The following is a 14303-nucleotide window of genomic DNA, read 5'->3' on the forward strand; positions in this document are numbered from 1 at the left end:
CTCCCACATGGACCGCGTTATACCTTCAAGGTCCGCGTCATCCGCAACGCCAACACACTGCCCGCCACAATTACCGCCGCCAGCAGGTACAGCGCCACATCCGTGGAGCCGGTGGCGTCCTTCACAAAACCGACGATATACGGGCTGAGGAAGCCGGCCATCTGGCCCATGGAGTTGATCAGCGCCAGGCCACCGGCCGCTGCGCCCGCACTGAGCATGGCGGTCGGTACCGGCCAGAACATCGGCAGGCCGGTGAGGGCGCCCATGGTCGCGATGGTCAGGCCGAGGATGGCGATGGCTGGCGTGGTGGCGAAGTTCACGGCAATCACCAGGCCGATGGCGCCCATCAACATCGGCACGACAAGATGCCAGCGACGCTCCTTGCGCAAGTCCGCCGAGCGGCCCACCAGCAACATGAAGACGGCGGCCAGCAGGTATGGAATCGCGCTGAGCCAGCCGATCACCAGGTTATCGCTGAAGCCAAGGTTCTTGATGATCGACGGCAGCCAGAAGTTGATGGCGTACACACCGCTCTGGATGCAGAAGTAGATCAGGCCGAACGCCCAGATCGCCGGGTTCTTGAACACTTCGGCGAGTGAATCGGTGGTGGTTTTCGGCTTGTTGGCCAGGTCGGTGGCTTGGTCGGCTTCCAGCACTGCGCGCTCGTGGGGCTTTAGCCACTTGGCGTGGGCAAAGCTGTCGCTGAGCAGGAAGTAGGCGAGGGCGCCGAGGATCACGGTCGGGATGCCTTGCAGCAGGAACATCCACTGCCAGCCCGCCAAGCCGCCTTGGCCGGCGGCGAAGTGGTTGAGGATCCAGCCGGAAAACGGGCTGCCGAGCAAACCGGACACCGGGATCGCCGACATGAACAACGCCATGATCCGCCCACGGCGGAACGTCGGGAACCACTGCGAGAGGTACAGCACCACGCCGGGGAAGAAGCCGGCTTCAGCCGCGCCGGTAAACAGGCGCAAGGTGTAGAAATGCGTCGGCGTGGTGACGAACAGCAGGCAGGTGGACAGCGTGCCCCAGACGATCATCATCAACGCAATCCAGCGCCGTGGACCGAACCTGGTCAGTGCCAGGTTGCTCGGCACGCCACACAGCACGTAGCCGATAAAGAAGATCCCGGCACCCAGGCCGTACACGGTTTCGCTGAATTTCAGCGCATCGAGCATCTGCAACTTGGCAAAGCCAACGTTGACCCGGTCGAGGTAGTTGAACAGATAGCAGATGAAAATGAAGGGGATCAAGCGCAGGGTAACGCGCTTGTAGATGGCGTTTTTATCGTCATCGGTGGCCAGTGTGACAGCGGCGCTCTGTGACATGGGAATCTCTCTTTATTATGATTTTGCGCGATGCGAGGGTAACGTTGATCGCCCAACGAGTCTCGGCCACGTGGCGGGGTGCTGTCTTTGTGCTTGCGCACAGTGATGCATGCTTTGCGCTGTGCCGATGAACAACCACGCTTTCAAGGACTTTCTTTCAGGAGATGGCCGCATGTTCGAGCTGGATCATGACCTGGCGCAGGATATCGTCGATAGGACCATGGCGATCCTGCCCTACAACGTCAATGTCATGGACAGCCAAGGCCTGATCCTCGGTAGCGGCGAACCCGAGCGGATCAACACCCGCCACGAAGGCGCACAATTGGTGCTGGCCAATGGTCGCGTGGTCGAGATCGACGGCCAGACCGCCAAGCACCTCAAGGGCGTGCAGCCGGGCATCAACCTGCCGCTGATGCACGATCAGCGCCTGATTGGCGTACTGGGCATCACCGGCGAGCCCGAGCTGTTGCGCACTTATGCCGAACTGGTGCGCATGACCGCCGAAATGCTCGTCAGCCATCGTCACCAGCAAGCCGAGCAGCAATGGCGACGCCAGCGTTGCGATGATCTGTTGGCGTTGCTCCTCGCCGACAGCGGCGACTCACCACGCCTGGTCGATGAGGCCCAGCAATTGGGCCTCAAGCCGCAGCTGGCGCGCACGCCGTACCTGTTCGAACTGGGGGCGGGCCAATCGGCGGAGGCATTGAACACCTGGCTGAGCTCGCGCTATCCGGACAGTTGGTGCGTGAGCTCGGCGCAGTTCTCGCTGCTGTGGTGCCGACCGGCGGCGCAGCAGGTGGACAATCCACGGTTGCTGGAAAAGCTCGAAGGCCTGGGCTGGAACATCCTTCGCGTGGCCGTCGGCGGGCAGGCGGATGGCCTGGCCGGATTGCGCCGTTGCTATCGTCGCGTCGGCGATTTGCTGGCCTACGGTCGCGATGTGCTGCCGCAGTCGCGGCTCTTGACCCTCAACCGCTACCGCTTGCCCGTGATGCTCTGGCGCCATCGCAACGACGATGCCCTCGACGAACTGCTCAACCCATTGCGCAAGGTGCTGGCCAAGGACAGCAACGGCCAACTCCTGGCCACGCTGCGCAGTTGGTGCGAACACGACGGGCAAAGCCAGGCCTGTGCCGACGCCCTCGGCATTCACCGCAACAGCCTGCGCTACCGCATGGAGCGCATCGCCGAACTCAGCGGCGTCGACCCGCTGACCCTGGATGGCATGCTGGCGCTGTACCTCGGCGTGCAGCTGTTGCCCCAGGCTTTGTCGGAATGAACAACAAACCTTACCCGTACTTGTGCATCGGACCGGCGTCATCGGCGGTGCCAACTGGCAGCATGGGCGTCATAAAAAACGGAGAAAGCCCATGAAAATCATCATCGCCCCCGACTCGTTCAAGGACAGCCTGAGTGCCGAGGGCGTCGCCCAGGCCATTGCCGCAGGGTTGGCGCAAGTCTGGCCGGATGCACAGGTGATCCAGTGCCCGATGGCGGACGGTGGTGAAGGCACGGTGGACTCGGTGCTCGCCGCCTGTAACGGCCAATTGCGCCGCCAGGCGGTGCGTGGCCCTCTGGGCGGGACGGTTGAAGCACGTTGGGGCTGGTTGGCTGACAGCCACACCGCGATCATCGAAATGGCCGAAGCCAGCGGCCTGCAACTGGTACCGCCAGGCCAGCGCGACGCGTGCACCAGCAGCACCTACGGCACCGGCGAGCTGATTCGCGCGGCCTTGGACCTGGGTGCCCAGCGCATCATTCTGGCGATTGGCGGCAGCGCCACCAACGACGGCGGTGCGGGTGCGATGCAAGCCCTGGGCGTGCAACTGTTCGACGCTGCGGAACAGGCCTTGCCTCCCGGAGGCCTGGCCTTGTCACGACTGGCGCATATCAACCTGGAAAAACTCGATCCGCGCCTGGCCCAGGTACGCGTTGAAATCGCCGCCGATGTGAACAACCCGCTGTGCGGCCCCCACGGCGCCTCGGCGATATTCGGCCCGCAAAAAGGTGCCAGCCCTGAGCAGGTGCAACAACTGGACGCCGCCCTTGGCCACTTCGCCGATCACTGCGCCAACGTCCTGCCCAAGGACGTGCGCGACGAACCCGGCAGCGGCGCCGCTGGCGGCCTGGGGTTTGCCGCCAAGGCGTTCCTCGGTGCGCAGTTCCGCGCGGGCGTGGACGTCGTCGCCGAACTGGTAGGCCTTGACGAAGCTGTACGCGGCGCCGACCTGGTCATTACCGGCGAAGGCCGCTTCGACGCCCAAACCCTGCGCGGCAAAACCCCCTTCGGCGTGGCCCGTATCGCCCGGCAACACGGCGTCCCGGTGATCGTCATCGCCGGCACCCTGGGCGACGGCTACGAGCAGATGTACGCCCATGGCGTGGATGCGGCATTTGCCTTGCCGAGCGGCCCGATGAGTCTGGAGCAGGCCTGCAGCGAGGCACCGCGTTTGCTGCGCGAGCGCGCGGCGGATATTGCGCGGGTGTGGCGAGTGGCGGCCAAGCGCTGACGCATCACGCCGAACATGGGACAATCCGCGCCTTTTTCGACACGGAGAGTCCCCATGCTACGCCCCGTACTCCTGGCCCTGCTGCTGACCGGCCCCGCCACCCATGCCTTCGCTCAACCGCCCGCTGAAACCGTGCCGCTGCTGCGGGAAATCAAGAACTGGGTCACCGGTTGCGACAACCTGCGCAATTGCCATGCCCTGAGCGCGCCCAGTGGCGTCGATGAAGAAGACTACAGCTCCCTGACCTTGCATGTCTGGCACCAGGCCGGGCCTGAAGGGTACCTGCGCCTGCGCTTCGATCATCGCGGCGAAGCGCTGGACCTGTCGACCCTGGTGTTGGACGGTCAGCCGCTGGGCCTGGAACTGACCCGGGATTTGCACGTAGAACTGGACGATCAGGGCGGCGATCCCGAGGTGCAGTCTTACGGCGTGATCGAGGACGCCGCCGCGCGGCGCTGGTTGCAGCGTTTGCGCAATGGCCAGCGCCTGCAATTGCCGGGCGATGAGCAGGCGCATGTGTCGCTGAGCGGCCTGAGTGCTTCGCTGCTGTTGATGGATGCGGTGCAAGGGCGGGTGGATAACGTGACGGCCCTGGCACGCCCCGGAAAAGCTCCGGCCAGTGAGGTGCCGCCCCGCTTGCCGACGCCGGTGCTGCGCAAGTTCCCTGCGCCGCCGACGTTGACCGTGCAGGAACAGGCGGGCCTGGTGGCGGCTGCGTTGCAGGCCGTGACGCCGGAGGAGGGTGAGCCCGAGGCAACGGCCGGGGCGCTGACGGCGCAACAGGCGATGACGGTGGTGCGTTACGACTGCGCGGCCTACAACTGTGAGTTCGACGTGGTCAGCCGCCAGCGTCAGGCGCCCTATGCGCAAACGCCGCTGGAGCTTGAGCCCTTGCCGTTGGACGGCGCCGCGCTGCAAGGCTCGGTGGGCTATGACGAAGCCTCTGGCACCCTGAGTTATTTCTACAAGCAGCGCGGGATCGGTGACTGTGGCGGCGGTGGCGTTTGGGTGTTCGACGGCAAGGCGTTCCAGCTCAGTGAGTTTCATATGATGCCGCGCTGCACCGGTGTCGGTTACGGCGATTGGCCGTCGTTGTGGACGACCGCACCGGCGCCCTAGCCAGGGGGCGGGCATGGCCTCTACACTGGCCGGCCACTTGTTTTTCAAAGGATGAAACACAATGCACACACCTGAACCCCACATCGTGATCCAGCGCTTTACCGAGGCCCACCTTGAAGGTGTCGCGGCGCTCTATAACGAACCGGCCGTGTGCCGGCAGGTGCTGCAGATGCCGTTCCAATCGGTCGAGGCGTGGCGCAAGCGCCTGGTGATGGACAACGAACGGCGCCTGCAACTGGTGGCGGTGCACGGCGGTGAGGTGATCGGCCAACTGGGCCTGGAACAGTACCTGCGCGTGCGCCAGGCGCATGTCGGTTCGTTCGGCATGGGCGTGGCCACGGCCTGGCAGGGCAAGGGCGTAGGCTCGCGGTTGTTGACGGCCGCGCTGGACGTGGCCGACAACTGGATGAACCTGCACCGGGTGGAACTCACGGTGTACGCCGACAACGACGCTGCGCAGCACCTGTACCGCAAGTTCGGCTTCGAGGTCGAAGGGCGCTTGCGTGACTACGCCCTGCGCGATGGGGTGTTCGTCGACACCCTGAGCATGGCGCGCCTGCGCAAATCGGCTTAACCCTCCAGCGCAAACGCCACCGCAGCCTGCGCATGCAGCTCGGTGGTGTCCAGCAGCGGCAGGTCGCTGTGTTCGGGCTTGACCAACAGGCTGATTTCCGTGCAACCGAGGATGACCGCCTGGGCACCCCGTGCAGCCAGGGAGTCGATGACCCGCAGGTAGACCTGGCGGGACGCATCGCTGATCACGCCGACGCACAACTCCTCATAGATGATCCGGTGCACGGCGCGGCGCTCCTCCGCGTCCGGCACCAGCACGGTGAGCCCCTGGGCGGCCAGGCGTGAGGTGAGAAAATCCTGCTCCATGGTGAACGCGGTGCCGAGCAAGCCGACCGTCAGGGTACCGGCCGCCACCGCCGCCGCAGCGGCCGCATCGGCGATATGCAGGAAGGGAATCGACACCGCCGCCTCGATACGCGGCGCCACCAAATGCATGGTGTTGGTACACAGCACCACACACTCGGCGCCGCCCGCCTGCAAACGGCGCGCGGCGTCTTCCAGGATCAGCGCGGCGTCATCCCAACGCCCGGCGTGCTGGGCCTGCTCCACGGGGCCGAAGTCGACGCTGTACATCAACACCTGTGCCGAGCGCAGGGGGCCGAGCTGATCACGCACGCGCTGGTTAATGATGCGGTAGTACTCGGCGCTGGACTCCCAGCTCATGCCGCCGATAAGGCCGATGGTGCGCATGCGATGCTCCTGACAGGGAAAGTCGCTTCACCTTACCCATCGGTCGCTGAATAGTCATACGCAGTTGCCGGCCAAATGACCGGAGCAGTTTCACATCTCCAGGTTGACCCAGCCCGGCCGGGGTTGCTCCGCTGCAATTGCCTGGATGGGTTTACCTGTGGCCTGTTCAACGCGCCGCGCCACCTCCGGGTCGTCAGCGAACGGCAACATGCTGGCTTCGTCCAGGCTCGTCTCGGATTGCCCACGCAGGCAATACTCCACCGCACCGTACAGGCACACCACAATCAGGAAACTCCACATATCAGGCGATCCGCGCATCGAGTTGGGCTACGTTCAGGTCTGCAACCCGCACGGTGCGCCAAGTGTTGTAGGCCATCAGCAACATGCCCGAGAGGAAAAATACTCCGCCCGCAAATCGCACGACAAACCCCGGATGGCTGGCCTGCAAGGCTTCGACAAACGAGTAGGTGAGGGTGCCGTCGTCGTTTACCGCGCGCCACATCAGGCCTTGGGTAATGCCGTTGACCCACATTGAGGCGATGTACAGCACGGTGCCGATGGTTGCCAGCCAGAAGTGCAGGTTGATCAGCGCCACGCTGTGCATCTGCTCGCGGCCGAAGACCTTGGGGATCATGTGGTACAGCGAGCCAAAGGTGATCATCGCCACCCAGCCCAGGGCGCCGGCGTGTACGTGGCCGATGGTCCAGTCGGTGTAGTGGGAGAGGGCGTTGACGGTCTTGATCGCCATCATCGGGCCTTCGAAGGTCGACATGCCATAGAACGCCAGGGACAGCACCAGGAAGCGCAGGATCGGGTCGGTGCGCAATTTATGCCAGGCGCCGGACAAGGTCATCATGCCGTTGATCATCCCGCCCCAGCTCGGGGCCAGCAGGATCAGCGACATCGCCATGCCCAGCGACTGCGCCCAGTCGGGCAACGCGGTGTAGTGCAAGTGGTGCGGGCCGGCCCAGATGTACAGCGTGATCAATGCCCAGAAGTGCACGATGGACAGGCGATAGGAGTACACCGGCCGCCCGACCTGTTTGGGCACGAAGTAATACATCATCCCCAGGAAGCCGGTGGTCAGGAAAAAGCCGACGGCGTTATGCCCGTACCACCACTGCACCATCGCATCGGTCGCGCCGGAATACACCGGGTAGGACTTGAACCAATCCACCGGGATTGCCAGGTGATTGACCACATGCAGCATGGCGATCACCACGATGAAGGCGCCGAAGAACCAGTTGCCCACGTAGATATGTTGGGTCTTGCGCCGCACCACCGTGGTGAAAAACACAATGGCATAGGCCACCCATACCACGGTCATCCACACCGCGCCGGAGAACTCGATCTCGGCGTATTCCTTGGTGGTGGTGTAGCCCAGAGGCAGGCTGACCAGCATGATCACGATCACCGACTGCCAGCCCCAGAAGGTAAACGCGGCCAGGCGGTCGGAAAACAGGCGCACCTGGCAGGTCCGTTGCACTGCATAGTAGCTGGCGGCAAATTGCGCGCTGCCGGCGAAGCCAAAGATCACCAGGCTGGTGTGCAACGGCCGCAGTCGGCCAAACGTGGTCCAGGGCAAGTCCAGGTTCATCTGCGGCCAGACCAGTTGCGAGGCGATCCACACGCCCATGGCCATGCCCACCACGCCCCACACAAGGGTGGCGATCACGAATTGGCGGACGACTTTATAGTTGTAGGCCTGCCCGGTTGTTGCGGTGCTCATGCTCAGTCCTCCCACGGTTCCAAGTGGCGAGCACTGTAGGAAACGCGGGAAAAACAAAACAGGCTCAGAAAAAGCTCATTACAGCGGATCAGTCGACAAGCACGCCCAATGGCCTGTCAGCGTTAATCGTACGGTGAGTGGCCGCATCTGCCATGATCGGGCATCGCAACCTGGCACACCCAAGGAAATCCGCAATGGACGATGTACAGCAACTGGGCGAGATGCTTCGTCATTACGCCGATAGCGAAGCGCACAAGAAGCAGCAGTTCGATGTGCAGTCGGCCCGCTGGGCACAAAAGCTCGGCGAGTTGTTCGGGCAGATCGAGCAATGGCTTGAGCCGGTCAAAACCGTCGGCTTGCTGGAGGTGCACCGTGAAGCCTATGTCGCCAGCGGGCCGAGCGTGCCGGTGGAGACGTCGACCTTCAAGACCGAAAAACTGCTGGTGCACATTACCGGTAAAACCGTGGAGTTCGTGCCCGAGGTCATGGGCGTCGGCGGCTTGATCTCGGTGTCGGTGATGGGTTTGACCGCCGCCCGTCACGGCAGCGTATCGCTGGTACTGCCGGCCGAAAAAAACGACTGGTTGTGGAAAAAAACCAACGGCTTGAAAGACCCTGACACCTTTGGCTTCGACGCCAACTTCCTGGCCACGCAGTTGCAGAGCTTGATCCCGCGCGAACGCGGCTGAGGGCGACCGCTTCGTACAGCGTTGATGCGGGCTGCGGGAGTGTCAAACATTGGGGACAAATAAGCATTTTTTGCCCAGGATTGGCTATACCTACAGCTCAATGCCTCAATGATGATCGCCAAGGAGTTCAATAATGAAACTAAGGCTAATGATCAGTACGCTGTGCGTCGCGTCAATTGCTATGGCTGGCTGCGCCAGCAAGGTCACCCAACCGGACGAGTACTCGGGTTTTCTTTCCGACTACAGCCAACTCAAGGAAGCCAAGTCGCCGTCGGGGGCCGAGGTGATGCGCTGGGTCGACCCCAAACTGGACCTGAGCCGCTACACCGCGGTGTACATCGAACCGACGCAGTTCTACCCCAAGCCCCAGGCCACCGCGAAAATCCCCGACAGCACCCTTAATGGCATCAACACTTACTTCAATCAGGCACTCAAGCGTGAGCTGGGCAAGTCACTGCCCCTGGCCAACGGCCCTGGCCCCGGTGTGATGGTGGTGCGCGCGGCGATCACTGCCGTCAGCAGCAAGACCGAAGGCCTCAAACCCTATGAATTCGTGCCTGTGGCCCTGGTGGCGGCGGCGGTGAGTACCGGCACCGGCATCCGCGACCAGGAAACTACCCTCGGCACCGAGGCGCAGTTCCTCGATGGTGCCAGTGGCAAGGTGCTCGCCCAAGTGGTGCGCAAGGGCACGGGCAAGCCGCTGTCCAACGACTCGCAGGTGATGAAGGCCGATGACGTGAAAGGCGTGATCGATGGCTGGGCGTCGGACCTGCATCAGTCGTATGTGAAGCTGAAAAAACACTAAAACCCATTGCGTGCCTGGCGGTTGTAATAGCTGAGCAGGGCGTCGTAGCGACGGGTGACGACGTAGTAGTCGTCACTCAGTTGCTGGGGCGCAGCATGCGCCAGCCAATCCTTGTGCAGCGTTTGCAGTGCCTCAAGGTACGCGTCGACATTGGGCTTCACGCTGTACCAGAGGTAAGCGGCGTCACCATTACGGTCTTTACGCGGAAGGCTGTTCAGGAACGCCTGACTGCCATCGCCGGCCTGCTGCACGCTGTTGGTCAGTGCCGCCAGGGCCTGCGGCGTCAGGCTGGCGTTGCGTACACCCTGGTCGATCTGGTTGACCGCCTGACGCGCCACGATCATGTAATTGAGCACATGCCAATGCAGGTCCTGACCGAAACGCGCCTCCAGCAAGGCCAGCTGTGCCGGGCGCAGGCGCTGTTCTTCACGGTCCAGGGAACGGCGCAGCTCGGCGGATATCGAGGTGTAGTCGGTGCCCTTGCTGATCAGCTCTTTCCTGAGCAATGCCTCCATGTTTTCGTTGAAAAGCCGTTTATAGGCCGCCGACTGGGTGGTCGGATTCGATGGTGCGTTATCCGTGGCGATGGGCGTAAAGATATCCAGGCTCGCCACGAAACGGTCGGTCACCCCGACCAAGCGGCTGCCGGGCTGTTGATGTTCAAGTTTTAGGCTGATCCTGGGGCCGCAGATGTCCTTTTGGATCAGCCGCGCCCGGGGCTCGGTGGTGTCGCCGAACTCGTCGCGATTATTGGGGTAGGCGACGGCCGGCAGGTCTGGCTGTCGCTCGTTGCGTTCAGGGGTGATGAGCCGGTAGTACGTCAGCCGAGTGTCTCGGTCGACTCGGTTGACGCAATCGATGATCGGCGCCAGGGCGCTGGCGGTTGCGGTTTGGGGGCCGTCGCGCTGGTTCCACCACAACTCGACCAGGTGCACTTGCTTGCCCGCAGATGCAAGGCCGAAGAGCCCCATGACCAGTGCAATACCCAAGGCAATAAACCAATTGGAATTCATCGTCCGGCCTCCTGGCCATACCACTGTGCCTGGGTCGCGGGGGCCTGGCAGTGTTCTGCGCTACGCGGCATGCGGCTGCACAGGCGTTCGGTCCACTGTTGCAGGCCCTGGTTGCGGGTGACCCGGTACTGGTTGTCATACAGCTTCAACCCGGCGAAAACGCTGATAACAACAACCACGCAAAATACCCTGGTCACCTTTGCCCATCGCGGCTGTTCGGCGGTCCAGGGTGTATGCCTGTTCGTAAAAGGGCGTTTGACCAGGCCGATGACAGCCAACACGGCCACCAGCGTGAGGCCGGCGAGTGGGTTGAACAGGTAGCTCAACAGCGCCACCAACACCAGGCCGGGCAGCAGGTCGCGCAGCGGCAACAGCGGCAAATGTGTTGGGCTTAAGCCCCGTGGCAGGCGTTGGCTGAGGTGTTCGTCCTGCACGCGGTATTGGTGCGCCAGCGGGCGCCAGATATGCCAGGCCAGTCCGGCACCAACCACCGCCACCAGTGACCACAGCAGTCCTTTGCCCACCGTGGGCAGCAGGTTACCGGCCAAGGTCTCGACATTCACCAGGGTCCCCGCCACGCAACTGAGCACCAGCGCAACGATCCAGGGCCAGGTGTCCAGGGCCGAGTCCCAGCCTTGCCAGAAATAAACGCTGCCACCGGGCATGGCTTCGACCAACGCGACATGGTCAGCGTAGAGGGTTGCGCTGAGGCGTTGGCACGCTTCCCAGTCGCTGTCGTTGAAGCGCTGGGCAAAGGCGCGGCGCTGGCCCAGGCTCATGGGCGCCAACAGCAGCCGCGCGGCGCGTTGCTGCGGGCTGTTGGGCGGTTCGGCGGCCAGCGCGTATTGGTGGGCGAGGAAAATCGGGCCTTGCTGGCGTTGCAACAGCCGCGTCCAATCCCCCGCCGGGCAGTCATGACCGGCGCCGCCATGCCAGTGCTGGCCGGCGCACACCGCGTCGAACACTGCGCTCGACCAGTAGTGACTCTGTGCAAGCAGGCGGGCCAGCCATTGGTTGAACCACTCGGCATGGGGATGATTGTTCACCCAGGGATGCTCGGAGCGTGCGGCATAGGCAGCCAGGAAAGCGGCCTCGTCCTTTTGCTCAAGGGCCTGGCGCAAGGGCTGCTGCAACGCGCTGCGGTGCTTGCGCTCGAGTCTTTCGATCAGCTCGCCGGGCAGCTCCAGGCGCTGCCAGGCCGTCAGCCAGTTGAAGGTTTCAAACGCCCAGCGGGTGTCTTCGGGGTTGAGATGCCCCTCGATGTCGCGCAGCAACAACTGGATTTCAAAGTGCAGCGCATTGCCATGGGCCATGGCTGCCTGGTAATGGTCGGCAAGGCTGTCGCCCTGGATGTCGATGACCACTTCGTCAGCTTCCTGCTGCCCCTGGCTCCACGCCAGCGCGGCCTCATAGGCTTCGCGCAGGCGCTGGAATCCCTCGGGGTCATCATCCGGCCGGGTTTTCTTCAGCAGGGCGGCGTATTGGCGCTTGATCGTGCGGCTATCGGCATCCGGCGCCAGGCCAAGGACATTCCAGCAAGTCATGTGCAGTGCAACTCCGTAGACAATCGCGCGCACATTACCCGTTTTACAATTTGATAAGCCAGCGGTAGTACGGGTTGGCGCTTACAGCAGGAATGGCCCGGCCTGACGCGGTCGCGACCGGGCACGCGGTGTTACTTAAGCGGCGTCAACGGCGGCAGCTTCCACTGGCCGTTACCCACCTCAGGCTTGGGCAGGTAAATCCGCAGGATTGCGTAGAACGGACCGGGTGGGGCCGGCAACCAGTTGCTCTGCTCGGCCTTCGGCGGCTCGTGGTGCTGCAGGGCCAAGGTCAGGCCGCCATCGGCGTCCCGCTTGAGGCCGGACAGCATGTGCGAATTGATCAGGTAGCGTTTCTTGTGGTTGGGCACCAGCAGCTTGGTCTTGGCGTCGTACATGGTCAGCGACCAGAAGGCATCGGCTGGTGGCAACTGGTCCTTGGCGAAGTGCACGGTGTAGCTGTGGCGTGCGCCGTTGGCGGGCTTGCCCTCGCTGTCGAGGATATAGCTCAGGTACGCGACTTCATCGCCGGAGTTACCGAAAAGCCCCATGTCCGCACCGGCGTAGCGGTACAGGTAGTTGTTGTTCAGGTGGTCGCGGCTGCCGTACAAATCGCCACTGTCGACCTGATGCGTGTCGACCTTGTCCTTTTTGAACGCGGCAAACTCGGCGCGCGCATCGGAGATACCGTCTTCCAGGGCCTTGCGCTGTTCAGCGGTCAACTCCTTGACCTTGAAGGGCGCGCCAGGGGCGATACCAATCTTGGCAAAGCGCGCCAGCAGGTCTTTCTCGCTGTCCTGGGGCGCGGCGAAGGCGAGCATGAAGTTCAGGTAGCGAAACAGCTGCGGGCCTTCGGTCATGGTCGCCATGGGCTTGGGCCAGGGGACCTTCGGCGCTTTGGCCGGCGCAGCTTGCTTCACGTAATTGCTCAGGGACTGGACTTTGTAGCCGTTCTGGATCTGCTTGACCTTGTTCAGGTCCTTCTCGTCGAACAACTGCGTGCGGTAGAGGGCGTAGGCGATGTTGCTTTCGCTGTAGACCACGCGGTCCACGTTCACCGGCTGCTGACCTTTCCAGTCCGGGCCGGCGATCATGTAGTGGCCGCCGTTGTTGCCGGTGCTGCGGGTGCCCAGATAGGCGATGTTCTGGGTGTAGAGGTCGATCAATTGCACCGAGTAGTAACGGTCGTCTTCGATCTTGGGCAGCGTCAGCACCAGTGGCTCGCTGCGCAGGTCCATCCACACGAACGAGTAGGGCGTATCCGAGTTCGGCGTCACGAACGCGGTGTCCTTGGGGGTGATCACTTGGGCGGTATTGCCGATATGGTTGAACGGTGCCTTGAAGTTGGTACCGCCCTTATCAACGGCCTGGGTGTAAAGCGTCTTGTACATCTCCACCACCGGGTAGCCATACAGGTAGGCTTCCTTGGCGATGGCCCGGGCTTCGCTGGGGGTGGCGGTAAAGTCGGCCCAGGCGCCGGTACTCATGAGTATCGAGAGGCTCGCCAACAGCAGGCGCGTCGGTTTTCCAATCATGTTGTTGCGTCCTTCCAAAGTTCGTTTGACTGCCGGGGAATAAAGGCGATGAGTTTCCTGTTTTATTTCCCTGACGTCACGTTAATCCCTGCGAATAAAGTGAACTCATCAAAGCCGATCTGTACGGCGGCTTGAACATGTGGATAAAGACGCACAAATAGCCGCCCTTGCCGGGCGGCACTGTGTAAAAGAGGGGTCAGGCGGCAGGCAGCATCGATTTGACTTTGTCGCGCAATTGATCGATGGAGAACGGCTTGGCGATCACCTGCATCCCGGCGGGCACATCGATGTTCTCGGCATAGCCGCTGGCAAACAGGATAGGCAGGGTGGGGCGCAATTCACGCACCTTGGCCGCCAGTTGCTTGCCGTCCATGTCCGGCAGGCCGACGTCGGTCATCATCAGGTCGATGATCTGCGCGGTGTCTTCAACAATCTTCAAGGCTTCTTGCGCATCGGCAGCTTCAAGCACCAGGAACTCCAACTCTTCGAGCACATCAACGATCAGCATACGCACGATGGCATCGTCTTCGACGACAAGGAGGGTGGAGGAGACTGCGGACATAATGAGGGTTCCCGAAAAAATGGAGGTGCAGGTCTTTAGCGGTTGAAAGACCATTCTCTAATGAGTCGCGTCAATCTCGGCAAGTTCCGTTGGCGGGGGCATTGTGACGGGAATGCAAGAAAAAGTCGCGTTACTCACCAGAGGCCGCGGGCCATCAGTGGCTCCGTCCTGCGCGCCGTTCAACACATTGCCGGGCAAGCGGCTTCGTT

14 protein-coding genes are annotated in these 14303 nt (G+C 62.5%); 6 read left to right on the forward strand and 8 right to left on the reverse strand.

Features of this window, described 5'->3' with window-relative positions:
- Window positions 1-17 precede the first annotated feature (17 nt).
- Entirely contained in the window at window positions 18-1328 is a 1311-nt protein-coding gene (locus ACHPFG_RS15205) for an MFS transporter (protein ID WP_131696233.1), read from the reverse strand.
- A 172-nt stretch (window positions 1329-1500) separates the two neighbouring features.
- On the opposite strand from ACHPFG_RS15205, the gene ACHPFG_RS15210 reads away from it, so the two are divergent.
- The 4 genes from ACHPFG_RS15210 to ACHPFG_RS15225 all read left to right on the forward strand — a co-directional run bounded on the left by ACHPFG_RS15210 (window position 1501) and on the right by ACHPFG_RS15225 (window position 5531).
- The gene (locus ACHPFG_RS15210; RefSeq protein ID WP_431703406.1) at window positions 1501-2607 is read left to right on the forward strand and encodes a sugar diacid recognition domain-containing protein; all 1107 of its coding nucleotides are present in this window, start codon (window positions 1501-1503) and stop codon (window positions 2605-2607) included.
- A 91-nt stretch (window positions 2608-2698) separates the two neighbouring features.
- Window positions 2699-3838 carry a glycerate kinase gene (locus ACHPFG_RS15215; protein ID WP_431703407.1) on the forward strand — a complete coding sequence of 380 codons (1140 nt, stop codon included), beginning with the start codon at window positions 2699-2701 and terminating at the stop codon, window positions 3836-3838.
- Window positions 3839-3892: 54 nt separating this feature from the next.
- Window positions 3893-4957 (forward strand): DUF1176 domain-containing protein, encoded by a 1065-nt coding sequence (locus tag ACHPFG_RS15220; protein ID WP_431703408.1) that lies wholly within the window; start codon window positions 3893-3895, stop codon window positions 4955-4957.
- Window positions 4958-5018: 61 nt separating this feature from the next.
- Window positions 5019-5531, forward strand: coding sequence for a GNAT family N-acetyltransferase (locus tag ACHPFG_RS15225; protein WP_431703409.1), 513 nt, complete (start codon window positions 5019-5021; stop codon window positions 5529-5531).
- On the opposite strand, the gene ACHPFG_RS15230 is transcribed toward ACHPFG_RS15225, so the two are convergent.
- The 3 genes from ACHPFG_RS15230 to ccoN form a co-directional block, all read right to left on the reverse strand.
- Complete coding sequence (locus ACHPFG_RS15230) at window positions 5528-6220, reverse strand: aspartate/glutamate racemase family protein (protein ID WP_184742310.1); 693 nt, start codon at window positions 6218-6220, stop codon at window positions 5528-5530. The genes ACHPFG_RS15225 and ACHPFG_RS15230 overlap by 4 nt on opposite strands.
- Window positions 6221-6310: 90 nt before the next feature.
- Window positions 6311-6520, reverse strand: coding sequence for a cbb3-type cytochrome c oxidase subunit 3 (locus ACHPFG_RS15235; protein ID WP_431703410.1), 210 nt, complete (start codon window positions 6518-6520; stop codon window positions 6311-6313).
- Window position 6521: 1 nt separating this feature from the next.
- On the reverse strand, window positions 6522-7949 hold the full coding sequence (gene ccoN, locus ACHPFG_RS15240) for a cytochrome-c oxidase, cbb3-type subunit I (protein ID WP_431703411.1): 1428 nt from the start codon (window positions 7947-7949) through the stop codon (window positions 6522-6524).
- A 194-nt stretch (window positions 7950-8143) separates the two neighbouring features.
- Between ccoN and ACHPFG_RS15245 the strand changes: the two genes are divergently transcribed.
- Both ACHPFG_RS15245 and ACHPFG_RS15250 read left to right on the forward strand, forming a co-directional pair.
- The gene (locus ACHPFG_RS15245) at window positions 8144-8638 is read left to right on the forward strand and encodes a hypothetical protein (protein ID WP_431703412.1); all 495 of its coding nucleotides are present in this window, start codon (window positions 8144-8146) and stop codon (window positions 8636-8638) included.
- A 133-nt stretch (window positions 8639-8771) separates the two neighbouring features.
- Window positions 8772-9443, forward strand: coding sequence for a DUF3313 domain-containing protein (locus tag ACHPFG_RS15250; protein WP_184742306.1), 672 nt, complete (start codon window positions 8772-8774; stop codon window positions 9441-9443).
- On the opposite strand, the gene ACHPFG_RS15255 is transcribed toward ACHPFG_RS15250, so the two are convergent.
- From ACHPFG_RS15255 to ACHPFG_RS15270, 4 genes are all read right to left on the reverse strand, one after another.
- The gene (locus ACHPFG_RS15255) at window positions 9440-10456 is read right to left on the reverse strand and encodes a DUF3829 domain-containing protein (RefSeq protein ID WP_431703413.1); all 1017 of its coding nucleotides are present in this window, start codon (window positions 10454-10456) and stop codon (window positions 9440-9442) included. The two genes, ACHPFG_RS15250 and ACHPFG_RS15255, sit on opposite strands and share 4 nt — an antisense overlap.
- Window positions 10453-12000, reverse strand: a complete 1548-nt coding sequence (locus ACHPFG_RS15260; RefSeq protein WP_431703414.1) for a J domain-containing protein — start codon at window positions 11998-12000, stop codon at window positions 10453-10455. The genes ACHPFG_RS15255 and ACHPFG_RS15260 overlap by 4 nt, the downstream gene beginning before the upstream one ends.
- A gap of 131 nt (window positions 12001-12131) precedes the next feature.
- Window positions 12132-13532: a DUF1254 domain-containing protein gene (locus tag ACHPFG_RS15265; RefSeq protein WP_431703415.1), complete on the reverse strand. Its 1401-nt coding sequence runs from the start codon at window positions 13530-13532 to the stop codon at window positions 12132-12134.
- A gap of 196 nt (window positions 13533-13728) precedes the next feature.
- Window positions 13729-14094: a response regulator gene (locus ACHPFG_RS15270; protein ID WP_131696248.1), complete on the reverse strand. Its 366-nt coding sequence runs from the start codon at window positions 14092-14094 to the stop codon at window positions 13729-13731.
- Window positions 14095-14303: the final 209 nt, after the last annotated feature.

The organism is Pseudomonas sp. BR20, assembly GCF_050780135.1.
In the GTDB taxonomy this organism is placed as follows: domain Bacteria; phylum Pseudomonadota; class Gammaproteobacteria; order Pseudomonadales; family Pseudomonadaceae; genus Aquipseudomonas.

Bases quoted from the DNA above. Each gene is read 5' to 3' on its own strand.
- ACHPFG_RS15225 (WP_431703409.1), top strand. From the start codon at position 5,019: ATGCACACACCTGAACCCCACATCGTGATCCAGCGCTTTACCGAGGCC.
- ACHPFG_RS15220 (WP_431703408.1), top strand. From the start codon at position 3,893: ATGCTACGCCCCGTACTCCTGGCCCTGCTGCTGACCGGCCCCGCCACC.
- ACHPFG_RS15260 (WP_431703414.1), bottom strand. From the start codon at position 12,000: ATGACTTGCTGGAATGTCCTTGGCCTGGCGCCGGATGCCGATAGCCGC.
- ACHPFG_RS15215 (WP_431703407.1), top strand. From the start codon at position 2,699: ATGAAAATCATCATCGCCCCCGACTCGTTCAAGGACAGCCTGAGTGCC.
- ACHPFG_RS15245 (WP_431703412.1), top strand. From the start codon at position 8,144: ATGGACGATGTACAGCAACTGGGCGAGATGCTTCGTCATTACGCCGAT.
- ACHPFG_RS15230 (WP_184742310.1), bottom strand. From the start codon at position 6,220: ATGCGCACCATCGGCCTTATCGGCGGCATGAGCTGGGAGTCCAGCGCC.
- ACHPFG_RS15250 (WP_184742306.1), top strand. From the start codon at position 8,772: ATGAAACTAAGGCTAATGATCAGTACGCTGTGCGTCGCGTCAATTGCT.
- ACHPFG_RS15265 (WP_431703415.1), bottom strand. From the start codon at position 13,532: ATGATTGGAAAACCGACGCGCCTGCTGTTGGCGAGCCTCTCGATACTC.
- ccoN (WP_431703411.1), bottom strand. From the start codon at position 7,949: ATGAGCACCGCAACAACCGGGCAGGCCTACAACTATAAAGTCGTCCGC.
- ACHPFG_RS15205 (WP_131696233.1), bottom strand. From the start codon at position 1,328: ATGTCACAGAGCGCCGCTGTCACACTGGCCACCGATGACGATAAAAAC.
- ACHPFG_RS15210 (WP_431703406.1), top strand. From the start codon at position 1,501: ATGTTCGAGCTGGATCATGACCTGGCGCAGGATATCGTCGATAGGACC.
- ACHPFG_RS15255 (WP_431703413.1), bottom strand. From the start codon at position 10,456: ATGAATTCCAATTGGTTTATTGCCTTGGGTATTGCACTGGTCATGGGG.
- ACHPFG_RS15270 (WP_131696248.1), bottom strand. From the start codon at position 14,094: ATGTCCGCAGTCTCCTCCACCCTCCTTGTCGTCGAAGACGATGCCATC.
- ACHPFG_RS15235 (WP_431703410.1), bottom strand. From the start codon at position 6,520: ATGTGGAGTTTCCTGATTGTGGTGTGCCTGTACGGTGCGGTGGAGTAT.